The 12,566-nt window shown below is 41.5% G+C and carries 9 protein-coding genes and 1 pseudogene; 6 read left to right on the top strand and 4 right to left on the bottom strand.

What is annotated here, in order from left to right:
- Window positions 1–78: 78 nt before the first annotated feature.
- On the bottom strand, window positions 79–1,011 hold the full coding sequence (locus CU635_RS16500) for an HNH endonuclease signature motif containing protein (RefSeq protein WP_101578485.1): 933 nt from the start codon (window positions 1,009–1,011) through the stop codon (window positions 79–81).
- A gap of 358 nt (window positions 1,012–1,369) precedes the next feature.
- Between CU635_RS16500 and CU635_RS16505 the strand changes: the two are divergent.
- Window positions 1,370–2,983 (top strand): annotated as a pseudogene (locus CU635_RS16505) (bifunctional metallophosphatase/5'-nucleotidase); the annotation flags it as partial.
- A gap of 487 nt (window positions 2,984–3,470) precedes the next feature.
- On the opposite strand, the gene bioB reads toward CU635_RS16505, so the two are convergent.
- Both bioB and CU635_RS16515 read right to left on the bottom strand, forming a co-directional pair.
- Window positions 3,471–4,472: a biotin synthase BioB gene (gene bioB / locus CU635_RS16510; protein ID WP_101578487.1), complete on the bottom strand. Its 1,002-nt coding sequence runs from the start codon at window positions 4,470–4,472 to the stop codon at window positions 3,471–3,473.
- Window positions 4,473–4,490: 18 nt separating this feature from the next.
- Entirely contained in the window at window positions 4,491–5,090 is a 600-nt protein-coding gene (locus tag CU635_RS16515) for a biotin transporter BioY (RefSeq protein ID WP_101578488.1), read from the bottom strand.
- Between the two features lie 299 nt (window positions 5,091–5,389).
- Here CU635_RS16515 and CU635_RS16520 point away from each other — a divergent pair, with 299 nt between their 5' ends.
- Complete coding sequence (locus CU635_RS16520) at window positions 5,390–5,662, top strand: hypothetical protein (RefSeq protein WP_101578489.1); 273 nt, start codon at window positions 5,390–5,392, stop codon at window positions 5,660–5,662.
- 409 nt (window positions 5,663–6,071) lie between these two features.
- Here the strand turns inward: CU635_RS16520 and CU635_RS16525 are convergent, their stop codons facing one another.
- Window positions 6,072–6,389, bottom strand: coding sequence for a retroviral-like aspartic protease family protein (locus CU635_RS16525; protein ID WP_219620151.1), 318 nt, complete (start codon window positions 6,387–6,389; stop codon window positions 6,072–6,074).
- Window positions 6,390–6,602: 213 nt separating this feature from the next.
- Here CU635_RS16525 and CU635_RS16530 point away from each other — a divergent pair, with 213 nt between their 5' ends.
- The 4 genes from CU635_RS16530 to CU635_RS16545 all read left to right on the top strand — a co-directional run bounded on the left by CU635_RS16530 (window position 6,603) and on the right by CU635_RS16545 (window position 12,428).
- Window positions 6,603–8,669 carry a thioredoxin domain-containing protein gene (locus tag CU635_RS16530; RefSeq protein ID WP_101578490.1) on the top strand — a complete coding sequence of 689 codons (2,067 nt, stop codon included), beginning with the start codon at window positions 6,603–6,605 and terminating at the stop codon, window positions 8,667–8,669.
- A 218-nt stretch (window positions 8,670–8,887) separates the two neighbouring features.
- Complete coding sequence (locus CU635_RS16535; RefSeq protein ID WP_101578491.1) at window positions 8,888–9,637, top strand: DeoR/GlpR family DNA-binding transcription regulator; 750 nt, start codon at window positions 8,888–8,890, stop codon at window positions 9,635–9,637.
- Window positions 9,634–10,557, top strand: a complete 924-nt coding sequence (gene pfkB / locus CU635_RS16540) for a 1-phosphofructokinase (protein ID WP_101578492.1) — start codon at window positions 9,634–9,636, stop codon at window positions 10,555–10,557. Before CU635_RS16535 ends, pfkB begins: the two co-directional genes overlap by 4 nt.
- A 2-nt stretch (window positions 10,558–10,559) precedes the next feature.
- Window positions 10,560–12,428 (top strand): PTS fructose transporter subunit IIABC, encoded by a 1,869-nt coding sequence (locus CU635_RS16545; RefSeq protein WP_101578493.1) that lies wholly within the window; start codon window positions 10,560–10,562, stop codon window positions 12,426–12,428.
- Window positions 12,429–12,566: the final 138 nt, after the last annotated feature.

The following is a 12,566-nucleotide window of genomic DNA, read 5'->3' on the forward strand; positions in this document are numbered from 1 at the left end:
CGGCTACGCCATTATCTGGATGAGAAGGGAAATTCTTCTCCTACAAACATTTTACTCATACTGGCACTTATGTATAATTCATTCTTCAACTAACTTTTGAAAACTTTGTAAACCTTTTGGAACCGCCACGATTTCATCGTCGATTTCAAACGCAAATTTTTCATGGTTGTTTTCCAATAATTTCACTTTGCCATAATGCAATTGTCTGTGATGGTTAGGACAAACCGTGATGAGACTCAGGCTGGAAATAGAATTATCATAAGTTTGCGGATTAGGCATTACATGGTGTGTCTCTGCATAATATTCGCCATTAGGTGTTTCAAAGTAGAACGGTTCAATGCCAAGTGCAGTACATATTTCACATTTAAACCCTGAAGACCTTTGATAGTCCAGGGCAACATGGCTTTTTTCAATATATACACTGAGCGCTTCTGTTACTTCGCGAACTCCATGTATGTAAGTTCGCTCTAAAAAATGTATATCTTCGTATTGGCGAATTCGAGTATTAAAAAATTCAAACTCCAGCTTTTCGGTACCACCTATACTGCTGATTATACTTTCAAAAGTATGCGGATTAAGGGGGATGGAAGCCGTTTGAAAACCGTGGACAAGGTATTTATCGTACTCAGGTGACTCCTCTTCTCTAAAATGGTCCAAAGATATTGGCCTTCTTAACAAGTTTTGTAAGTACTTAATTTCGACACTATATCTTGGTTTTTCTTTTTCATCTTTTTCTAACCATAATTCATCTCCAGAAATTGAAAGGAACGGGGATCCGAGGATTTCGATGATTGCATAAATCCCTCGCCTTAAGCGCTTTTTTCCGTTTAATTGTTCCTTTGTCCTTTGATCATGCCCCACTCGAATAACCCCCAGCTGGCCCTTTTTAAACCAGTCTTTTTGCCAACGGGCCACCGAGAATAAATCATAAACTTCACCTGACAATAAAAACTCATCAATAGCCCACATTTTCGGGTTTGAAAAAAAAGTCCAATATCCAGTAGGTTCCACGCGCGTTCGCCTCCAATAGAAAACTCGACAATGTTCTTTCGTTATAACAACCACAGCTTTAGTATGTAAAATTACGCTTGGTTTCTATCACGTTGTAAGCAGATAACTACGAACAAAGCTTAACAAAAATTTTTCAATAAAATTACACTGTGTTCGAACATGCATAACAATAGTATTTTATACTCTGAAGCATAGAGGGATGCACTGCCAATACTATCAGTGCGAATTATTGTCACCTGAGTTCGGACAATAAGCAGTAAACATCTGTTCCCAAAAATGAAGAGGAGGGCAGTTATAGGGAAAGGATTCTCATTTGTTTTGATGTACATTAATTCTTGAAAAGGAATGGTGCGCCAGAATGAAGAATACACAGCAGGGGTATTTCGTGAAAAGGGCAGCTGTACTATTCGTTAGTCTGTTAGCAACAACATTTATCTCCCAATTCTCCCTATCAACTTCCCATTCAATTGAACAGAACATCGAGGTGCAGCTTCTGGGGATCAACGATTTTCATGGGCAGATTGATACATCCAAAAAAGTGAACAATCGGCCTGCCGGGAGGGCGGATTATTTAGCTGCATACTTAAAGGAACGAGAAAGAACAAATCCTAACACACTGCTGGTCCATGCAGGCGATGCAGTCGGGGGAAGCTCGCCATCATCCGCATTACTGCAGGATGAACCGGCCATTCATATGCTAAATGAACTAGGATTTGATGTCGGCACCGTTGGAAATCACGAATTTGATGAAGGTGTCCAAGAAATGATGCGTCTTATCGATGGAGGCAAACATCCTAAAACAGCAAAAAGGTACGGTGAATTCCAAGGTGCAAATTTTCCATACGCCGTTGCAAACGTAGTTGACAAAGATACGAACAAAACAATACTCGATCCCTATGTTATTAAAGAAGTTAAGGGGAAGAAAATAGGGTTTATCGGGGTCGTATACTCTGATACTCCTAATATTTTGGATTCGAGCAAGGTTAAAGATGTTAAGTTCACAGATGAAGTGACAGCCATTAATAAATATTCAAAAGAGTTAAAGGATCAGGGTATAGAAGCAATTGTTGTGCTTGCCCACAATCCAGGAAAATCCGAGATCGATGGGTCGAAACCGACTGGGGAAATTGTTGATTTTGCCAGACAAGTCGATGATGAAGTAGATGTAATCTTTGGTGCGCATAACCACACCTATTTGAACTCGATAGTGGATGGCAAATTGCTTGTCCAAGCGTATTCCGCCGGAACGGCATTTGCCGATGTCGACCTCGTTATCGACGCTGCAACCGGGGATATAATCGAAAAAAAAGCGGAAATTATCGTAACCTATCAAGATGCAATCGAAGCGGATCGCCAAATGACTGAAATAGTCGCCGCATATCAAGAAGATGTTAGCGAGACGATTCATGAAAAAATTGGTGAAACCGGAGTGGAGCTGACAAGAGGGCAAAACGCAGCTGGAGAATCTGATTTTGGTACGCTAATTGCAGACAGCATGCGGCACACGATGAACACTGACTTTGCCTTTATTGAATCGGCTGGTATTCGTGCGGATCTTGATGCAGGACCGATTACATGGGGTGAATTGTTTACTGCGCTGCCATTCGGCAACCGCTTAATGAGTTTAACTATGACTGGCTCTCAAGTGCGCGATGCTTTAAATCAGCAGTGGTCTCCCAAGAAGCGTATGCTGCAAATTTCCGGCCTGAAATATACCTGGTCAAACGAATTACCAGCCGGACAAAAAGTGGTTGACATTTACTTACCGACTGGTGAAAAGATCAATCCTGACTCTGAATATTCAGTGGCCGTCAATACCTTCCTGGCTATGGGGAAAGACAACTTCACAGCATTTACTAACGGCAAAAACCGAGTAAAAGGCCCGGTGGATTTAGATGCTCTTACCGGCTATGTGGAAGCACAGCCAAAACCTATCATAGCTTCAGCTGGCAGTCGAGTTACTAAATTAAATAATGAATTCGTTCTTGCACCTAAAGTTGATCTGTATGGAGCGGTGGTTTCTAATGAACCATAGTAGAAGGGAAAATGGAACAAACCCGGTTCGATGACCGGGTTGTTCTTTTTAAACAGATTAAAACTTCGATCTCTACTTTGGTCCTATTGTGATATTCTCTGTTTTCTGCAAAAATAGTCTTTTTCAATTTAAGAAAGGGAGTTTCGATTAGAGAGTAAGCTTTTTGCCTCTATTTTAAGGGGAAGGTTTTCTGTACTCTTACGCTAGACATACGTATGACGGAACGCTCCTAAAAGAAGTGAGGACGCAGGAGATTCTAACAAGTTAAATACAAACACATTATCACGAATATTAGTAGTTTTCAAAGCTCCTGATAGCATTATGAAAACAAGAAAGGCCTATCGCTCAGACAAAATATCTCAGGTTAGGCCAAGTGGCAAAAAATGAAAGCTAAATGATTACCTTGAAAATACAGCCGCAAAGCTTATAATGCTGCAGTTTCAGCCTCTTCTTTAATAAAATCAATTTCGAATCCCAAATCCTTTAACATCTGGTGGTCTGCTGTGCCTTCCTGTCCTTCTGTTGTTAAGTAGTTTCCTAAAAAAATAGAATTTGCAGGATATAATCCTAGCGGTTGCAGGCTGCGTAAATTAACTTCTCTGCCACCGGAAATGCGAATTTCTTTTGAAGGATTAATAAACCGCATTAAACATAATACCTTTAAGCAATACCGCGGATTAAGTTCATCAACACCTTCTAATGGTGTTCCAGCGATAGCGTGCAGAAAATTTACTGGAATTGAATCAGCATCTAAAATTTTTAAGCTCCTGGCCATATCGATGACATCCTGCTGAGTTTCCTTCATTCCGATAATAACACCGGAGCAGGGGGAAATTCCGGCTTCTTTTATAAGTTGGACAGTATCTACCCGATCTTGATATGTATGTGAGGTTGTAATGGATTCATGGTGATTTTCAGATGTGTTGATATTATGGTTGTACCTTTCGACTCCGGCATTTTTCAATCTTTTTGCCTGATCTGGTTTGATGAGGCCGAGGCAGGCACAAATTTTAAGATTATATTTCTCTTTGATCTCTTCAACGGCGGAGACAACGGTATCGATTTCTTTATCACTCGGACCGCGTCCGCTTGCGACAATACAGTAAGTGCCAACATTAAGCTGGTACGCTTGTTCGGCTCCCTTCAGAATAGTCGTCTTATCTACCATTCTATACTTCGGAATTGGAGCAGTCGAAACACTCGATTGTGAACAATAACCGCAATTTTCCGGACATAATCCTGATTTAGTATTAATGATCATATTCAGTTTTACGTTATTTCCATAGTAAAATCTACGGATTAAGTAAGCGCTGTTCAGCAGGTCAAGAAGCTCCTCATCGGGACAATTTAGAATGTTGAATGCTTCCTCATCGGAAATTTCTCTGCCCTTTAAAACATCAAATGCAAGCTGTTTCCAGTTTTCCATCATAGTGTCCTCCTTGGATTAAGATGCTAAACGATTCGCTCTTTTAAACAGGCCTTTTGAAAGAACGGTTTTGTCTAAACGGTGGGCTAATAATCCAGCACAGACAGCTAAGAAGATATCTTTCGGAAGCGGAACAACCATCCAGAGCCATGCCATTGTATAGGTGAAACCTTCCGGGGCTGCTGCCCATAGCTTATAAGCAAAATACATCCAATTTGTTCCGAATGCGTAATTAATCATCATTCCCACTAAGGATGCAATGATATAAGTACTAACCGCTTTGCTTTTTTCAACAATTTTTCCAGCGAAATAAGCTGTAAAAATAAATGAAATAATAAAGCCGAAGGTAGGACTTAGAATATGTGCAAATCCGCCTCCGAATTTTGCAAAAACTGGTATTCCGAGCAGACCGACCAATGCATAAACGATCATGGCAATGGCTCCTAAACGGCTTCCCAGAATAATACCCGCTAAGATAGCAAAGAACGTTTGTAAAGTAATCGGAACACCGCCAACGACCATAAATGGCACGATTGACGTAATGTTTGCCCCTATACACATTAGCGCAACAAATAATGGTACAAGGGTTAAATCAAAAGTAGTAAGTTTCCTGTTCATCTTATCCCTCCTTGAATTGTCATAATCTAAAGATAAATCGGTTAGTTATCATATGTCAACCTAAATGTTATTTTAGTTGACAAAAAGTTCTCTTTGTACGGATCCGAGTTATCAGAAGCAAAGTAAAGCGATTCAAAGATCTGCCTTTTACGGGTAGCTAATTGTGGAAGGGGATTTTGTAATGAGGAAGTATAGAAGGCATATGGAAAAAGATAAAGGAAATCCGTTGAATTAAAAATTTACAACTATTACAATAAAATTAGATAAAGGAAAACCTTTGAAAATTGAGGTGAAATCTAATGAAGTGGCAAGAAGTCCGGGAAATTTATCCTAATCAATATGTATTGTTGTCTGTTATAAATGCTCGTATGGTAGGTAATAAAAAGATTATCGATGATGTTGCTTTAGTTCGTCCTATTAAGGATTCACAAGAAGCTACAAAAGAACTTATAAATGCTAGAAAAGATACTATTGTCTATCATACAGACAATGAAGAACTTGTCATAGAAGTTAGGAAGACATCTGGTTTGCGAGGCTTAAGAAGAAGAAATTGTGTTATGGGAACGGTTTGATATCCACTTCAGTTGAAATAGGATAAAAGGAAGTACAAGGTTATCGAAAATGTTGTTATCGGTACAGGTGCTGCCCATTCTATCATTGTTGTAGATGAAGTAGATGAAATAGACATTTTTTTTGAGCCCGGCGATAGATTAGTCAGCAGTATAGGGATTGGTGGAGAGGAATATAGTTTCTCGAAAAAAGTTGATTATATTAAACTCGGGAGATACAATTGTTAACGTTGTTTACATTGATTTTGGAAATATACATGGTTTAAATATTACCGTTCCAAGAGAATATGCGAGTATTCATACATCAGCGTATAAGTAGATGGGAAAAGGAATAAGACGGGGATTTTTTGAACAATTTCTTGAACGATTCCTATTATTTGCAGATCGGTGCTAACTACTCCGGTCTTTTATTTTATATGTCTAATGATAACGCCAATTTCCTTAAATCAATCACAGCATTTAACTTCATAAGGATATCAAGGCCGAGAAGTCCATTTATATGACCTTGAGGATCGATGACTCCAAAATCCAACTTCACTTTACTGAGATTAACCGACCCAAGATTTACGCCGTCAACCTGCTTGGAAAAAAAGTTATAAAGGCTGCCGCCGACACCGTAAAAAGAATGTACATAATCGTCAAGTTCAGCAAAAATTCCTATCTCCTCAACAACATCGGGGGAAAAGATCGTTTCCGCGGCTCCCGTATCAATGACAATGTTCTCAATCACAATTGAGTTTCCACGAAAGAAATGAATAAAAGCCCATCTCTATACTCGATGTTTATCATATTGACCCCTAAATCCGAATAATTATTTGATTTGAATTTCGATCTTCTGTTTTGCTTTTACAGGCATGGGTTTTTTCTTTTTATTGTGTGTATGCTAAGCTTTGAATGTCAACACCAAAAATATTCCAGAAGAACAAAAGGAGGTGGTGCCCATATGACAACGAACAATAAACCTAATAGATTAGCCAAGGAAAAGTCGCCGTACTTACTTCAACATGCCTACAACCCAGTCGACTGGTACCCTTGGGGAGAAGAAGCATTTGAAAAAGCGAAAATAGAAAATAAACCCGTTTTTGTAAGCATTGGTTATTCAACGTGTCATTGGTGCCACGTTATGGAACGAGAATCATTCGAGGATGAAGAAGTGGCCAAGCTTTTAAACGAGAGGTTTGTTTCAATCAAGGTCGATCGCGAGGAACGCCCTGATATTGATTCGATCTATATGAATATTTGCCAGCTGATGACGGGTCATGGCGGTTGGCCGCTTAATGTGTTTATTACACCGGACCAAAAGCCGTTTTATGCCGGGACTTATTTTCCTCCTGAGAGTAAGTATGGGGTACCCGGTTTCAAAGAAGTCATCACCCAGCTTTATGATCAGTACCAAAATAACCGGGATAAAATTGATACAATTGCAGCCGAGGCTACCGAAGCGCTGCGGCTGTCTGCAGAGCGAAGCGGGGCAGAACTGCTTTCTGCAGATGTCCTTCACAAAACTTATCAGGAATTATCGAACCGGTTTAACAGCATCTATGGGGGTTTTGGCGATGCCCCGAAGTTTCCGATGCCGCACACGCTGATATTTTTGCTCAAATACTACAAATGGACAGATGCAGAAATAGCTTTGAAAATGGTTGAAAGAACTTTAAATGCGATGGCGGATGGGGGAATCTATGATCACGTCGGATTTGGGTTTGCCCGCTACTCTGTTGATGAACAATGGCTCGTTCCGCATTTTGAAAAAATGCTGTATGACAATGCCTTGCTTCTTTACGCATATGCCGAGACTTACCAGGTGACCAATGACAGCCGCTATAAGGAAATTGTCGAGCAAATTGTCACTTTTGTTGACCGGGAAATGACCGATCAGCAAGGAGCTTTTTACTCTGCGATCGATGCGGATAGTGAGGGGGTTGAAGGCAAGTACTATGTTTGGTCAAAACAAGAGATCATAGATTTGCTTGGAGAAAAGAATGGGGAGTTTTACTCAAGAATCTACGATATAACGTCAAATGGAAATTTTGAAGGTGAAAATATCCCGAATTTGCTTCAAAGCAATATGGCCAAAACATTCTCAGAAGCTGGCTTGAGCACCGAAGATGGAAAACAAAAGCTTGAGGAACTTCGGAAAGTGCTACTTGAAAAACGTACGCAGCGCGTCTATCCGCATTTAGATGATAAAATTTTAACAGCCTGGAATGCACTGATGATTGCTGGGCTCGCGAAGGCCGGACAGGCGCTGCAAAACGAAGCGTATTTTGAAAAAGCTGAAAAAGCTCTGCAATTTATTGAAAAGCAGCTTGTCGTTGACGGTGAATTGCTTGCCCGATACAGGGATGGGGAAGCAAAATACCTGGCCTATTTGGATGACTGGGCTTTTCTGCTTTGGAGCTATCTTGAAATGTATGAAGGTACAGCGAATATGGAGTACTTGAGCAAGGCCGTTGAAACGGCCAGAAAGCTGCGGTCGTTTTTCTGGGATGAACAAGACGGGGGCTTCTTTTTTACAAGAGCGGACAGTGAGTCACTCATCGTCAGGGAAAAGCAAGCTTATGATGGGGCGATTCCTTCGGGTAACAGTGTGGCAGCCGTTAATCTTTTGAGGCTTGGCCATTTTACAGGTGACACTGAATGGCTTGATATGGCTGATGAAATATTGAAGGTGTTTAAGCCGGATATCCAAGCGTACGGATCAGGGCATACATTTTTATTGCAATCTTTGTTGCTGAAGGAATTCCCGATGAAAGAAGTCGTGATTGTGGGAGAAGCAAGACAGCGGCTTGAACTTTTCGAAGAGCTGCGATCAAAATATACTCCGGAATTGGCTGTGGTCACTTCAGCGAGTGATGAAGGTTTACATACAATCTATGAGAGAGGATACCGGCCACTCGCCGATCGTTCATTAACCGTCTATATATGTGAGAACTTCGCCTGTAAGCAGCCATTAACATCGAAGCACGAAGTATTGTCGGAACTAAAAATTAATGAAAATGAGTCGTAAAAGGGAATCGGAACAAAAAGAAATTATCAACCAAACACGCTATCTGTAAACGATGGTGTGTTTTATTTTTTAAATCAATAACCAGAAAATTATAAAATCAATCATATCATTCAAAAACTATAAAAATATGAAAGGAAATGAATGATAATGATTGATTTTTGAAATCGGTTACAGTAAGATGGAACCATAAAGAGAAACGAGTTAAGGGGGTGGTTTACTTGCTGACACCAGAGCGTCATCGCTTGATCCTTCAATTGTTAAAGGAGAGGAATGTAGTCAAGATTCAGGAGATAGTTGAGTTAACTAATACTTCGGAATCGACGATTCGGCGGGATTTGATCCAATTGGAGCAAGAGAAGTTCTTAAAAAGGGTTCACGGCGGTGCTGCCAGACTACAAGGAAAACTGCAAGAGGCAAGCATGTCGGAAAAAAACTTCAAAAACCTTCATGAAAAAAGACAGATCGCTCAATATGCTGCAAGCCTGGTCGAAGAAGGTGATTGCATATATCTTGATGCCGGTTCTACCGTAATGGCGATGATCGAATATTTACCGAACGATATCGTTGTCGTCACAAATGGGCTGATGCACATTCATTTATTGCTTGATAAAGAAATCAACACGTTTTTAATCGGCGGCTTTGCTAAACATAAAACTAAGGCAATCATCGGCAGGGGAGCTCTTGCCAGCATGGAGAATTACCGCTTTGATAAATGCTTTATGGGGGTGAATGGGATTCATCCGCAATTTGGGTATACTACTCCTGATCAGGAAGAAGCACTCATAAAAAAAACAGCGATCTCTTTGTCGCGTGAGTCGTTTGTGCTTGCAGATGAATCAAAGTTTTCGGAAATCTCTTTTGCGAAAATTGCCGACTTGCACGAGGCGGCTATCATTACGAATCAATTAAACAAGGAAAATGAAGAGCAATTTTTAAGTAAAACAACGATAAAGGTCGTGACAGCATGATTTATACACTGACATTAAATCCATCCGTTGATTATATTGTCGAACTTGAACAAATAAACGTTGGAGCTTTAAACCGCACGATAAACGATACAAAATTCCCCGGCGGAAAAGGGATTAATGTTTCAAGAGTTTTAAAGGGAATGGGCATAAACAGCCAGGCATTAGGTTTTATCGGCGGGTTTACCGGACAATTTATTGAAGATTACTTGCAAAATGAAAACATTGCTTCACAGTTTGTTCGCGTAAACGAAGATACTAGAATCAACATCAAGCTGAAAACAGATAGAGAGACAGAGATTAATGCGAAAGGCCCGCTGATTACAAACGAGGATTATCAGGCACTTAAAAATAAAGTGCGTCAGTTGTCGTCACAAGACTTGCTTGTGTTGGCAGGAAGCATCCCAGCAACTATGCCGGAATCGACATATGAAGACCTTGTTGACATATGCAGTGCGAATGGAGCGCGGTTTGTAGTCGATGCAGAGGGAAACTTACTAAAGAATGTATTGAAATTCCGGCCATTCATAATTAAGCCCAATCATCACGAGCTTGGCGACCTGTTTGAAGCAACTATCGAAACTTGTGAACAGGCAATCCACTACGGGCAAAAACTCGTCGAAATGGGCGCGGAAAATGTCATTGTGTCACTTGCTGCAAAAGGAGCCGTGTTTATCAATGAAAATGTTGCGTACATTGCCGAAGTGCCTAAAGGAGACGTAAAAAGCTCGGTTGGCGCAGGAGATTCAATGGTGGCAGGTTTTCTTGCAAAATATGAAACGACCAACAATTTTAAAGAAGCATTTCAATATAGTGTCGCATCCGGCAGCGCTACCGCATTTTCGATCGGTTTATGCACCCCGGAAAAGGTTGCTGAATTATTGCCACAAGTAGTGATTAAGGAGTTCTTAAAGGAGAGATAAAAATGAGAATTACAGAGCTGCTAACGAAAGAAACAATTTTGCTATCAATGGACAGCCGCCAAAAATCGGGGGCTGTGGATGAATTAGTGGAAGTCCTCGCGAAAGCCGGAAAGATCTCGGACCGAGTTCAATTTACTGAGGCAATTTTAAAACGGGAAGAGCAGAGCACGACTGGAATCGGCGATGGAATTGCGATTCCCCATGCCAAAACGGAAGCTGTTATCGAGCCGGCAATCGTTTTCGGCAAATCGGTTGAGGGTGTGGATTATGAGTCTTTGGATGGCCAGCCGGCCCATCTGTTCTTCATGATCGCTGCTCCTGAGGGAGCCAACAATACCCATCTGGAAGCTTTATCGCGGCTTTCAACTCTTTTAATGAAGGAAGAAGTCCGCGCAAAGCTGATGGAGGCCAGAACAAAAGATGATGTGATCAATCTGATAGACAGCTATGATCGCGAAGATGAACAAGAAGAACAAACGATTTCGACTACAAAAAAATATGTCGTCGCTGTTACAGCTTGTCCGACAGGTATTGCTCATACTTACATGGCCGCTGATTCCTTAAAAGCAAAAGCAGCTGAAATGGGTATTGACATTAAGGTGGAAACTCGAGGATCTGGCGGGGCAAAAAATGTTCTGACTCCGGAAGAAATCGCAAACGCAGCCGCGGTCATCGTCGCTGCAGATACTTCTGTTGAAATGGAGCGCTTTCGCGGAAAGCATGTGGTCGAAACGCCTGTAGCCGACGGTATTCGCAAGCCTCAAGAGCTAATCACCCGCGCTGTTAACCAGGATGCACCTATTTTCAAGGGCGGTGCTGGAAAATCGGAGGACAATGAAGAGAAGCGCGGCGCAAAAACGGGTATTTATAAACACTTAATGAACGGTGTGTCAAATATGCTTCCATTTGTCGTTGGGGGCGGAATTTTAATCGCGCTATCGTTTGTATTTGGCTATAATGCTGCCAATCCCGAAGATCCTTCCTACAATCCTATTGCTGAAGCATTAAGCATTATTGGCGGAGGAAATGCTTTTGGCTTGATGATACCGGTACTTGCAGGGTTTATTGCATTAAGCATTGCCGACAGGCCTGGATTTGCACCTGGAATGGTCGGCGGTTTGATGGCTGCTACAAGTGGCGCCGGGTTCTTGGGTGGACTGATCGCCGGCTTTCTGGCTGGATATTTGGTTGTGGGTTTAAAGAAACTACTGGAGGGACTGCCAGCGTCTCTTGAAGGAATCAAGACGATTCTTTTATATCCGTTGCTCGGAATTGGTATAACTGGATTTATTATGCTTTATCTTGTCAACGAGCCAGTTGGAGCGATGAATAGAGCAATTACAGAATGGTTAACAGGACTTGGAACTGGAAACGCAGTTTTGCTTGGTATCTTGCTCGGCTTAATGATGGCTGTTGATATGGGCGGTCCAATCAATAAATCAGCCTACGTGTTTGGAACAGGCTTGCTCACAAGCGGTGTCTATGAACCAATGGCTGCAGTTATGGCCGCAGGTATGGTACCGCCTCTAGCGATTGCGCTGGCGACGACTTTCTTCAAAAATAAGTTTACCAAGCAGGAAAGAGAAGCAGGGAAAGTCAACTATGTCATGGGCTTATCATTCATTACAGAAGGTGCGATTCCATTTGCAGCTGCAGATCCGATTCGCGTTATTCCTTCACTTATGGCTGGGTCTGCGATCGCAGGAGCCCTATCGATGATGTTCTCAATAGGACTGAGAGCACCTCACGGAGGAGTCTTCGTTATTCCGCTGGTTGAAGGCAACGGTTTCCTTTACTTCGTTGCAATCATCGCAGGTGCGGTGGTATCTGCATTACTGCTCGGGTTCTTAAAGAAACCTGTAAAGGCTTAATAGGAAACACGAAAAGGGCTTCCCAACTTTGGGTGAGCCCTTTTTCTACATAAATTAATCGCCCGATGCTTTAAGGATAGAGGTATTTCATTTAAAGGGGACACGGTTAGGAAAAAGATAAATGCGAAGACTAACAGC

Origin of the sequence: Bacillus canaveralius (genome assembly GCF_002860125.1) — a bacterium.
Taxonomy (GTDB): domain Bacteria; phylum Bacillota; class Bacilli; order Bacillales; family Cytobacillaceae; genus Bacillus_BJ; species Bacillus_BJ canaveralius.

What these genes read in the sequence shown, in the direction of transcription:
- CU635_RS16530 (WP_101578490.1), top strand. Translation starts at nt 6,603, where the DNA reads ATGACAACGAACAATAAACCTAATAGATTAGCCAAGGAAAAGTCGCCG.
- CU635_RS16515 (WP_101578488.1), bottom strand. Translation starts at nt 5,090, where the DNA reads ATGAACAGGAAACTTACTACTTTTGATTTAACCCTTGTACCATTATTT.
- bioB (WP_101578487.1), bottom strand. Translation starts at nt 4,472, where the DNA reads ATGGAAAACTGGAAACAGCTTGCATTTGATGTTTTAAAGGGCAGAGAA.
- CU635_RS16545 (WP_101578493.1), top strand. Translation starts at nt 10,560, where the DNA reads ATGAGAATTACAGAGCTGCTAACGAAAGAAACAATTTTGCTATCAATG.
- pfkB (WP_101578492.1), top strand. Translation starts at nt 9,634, where the DNA reads ATGATTTATACACTGACATTAAATCCATCCGTTGATTATATTGTCGAA.
- CU635_RS16520 (WP_101578489.1), top strand. Translation starts at nt 5,390, where the DNA reads ATGAAGTGGCAAGAAGTCCGGGAAATTTATCCTAATCAATATGTATTG.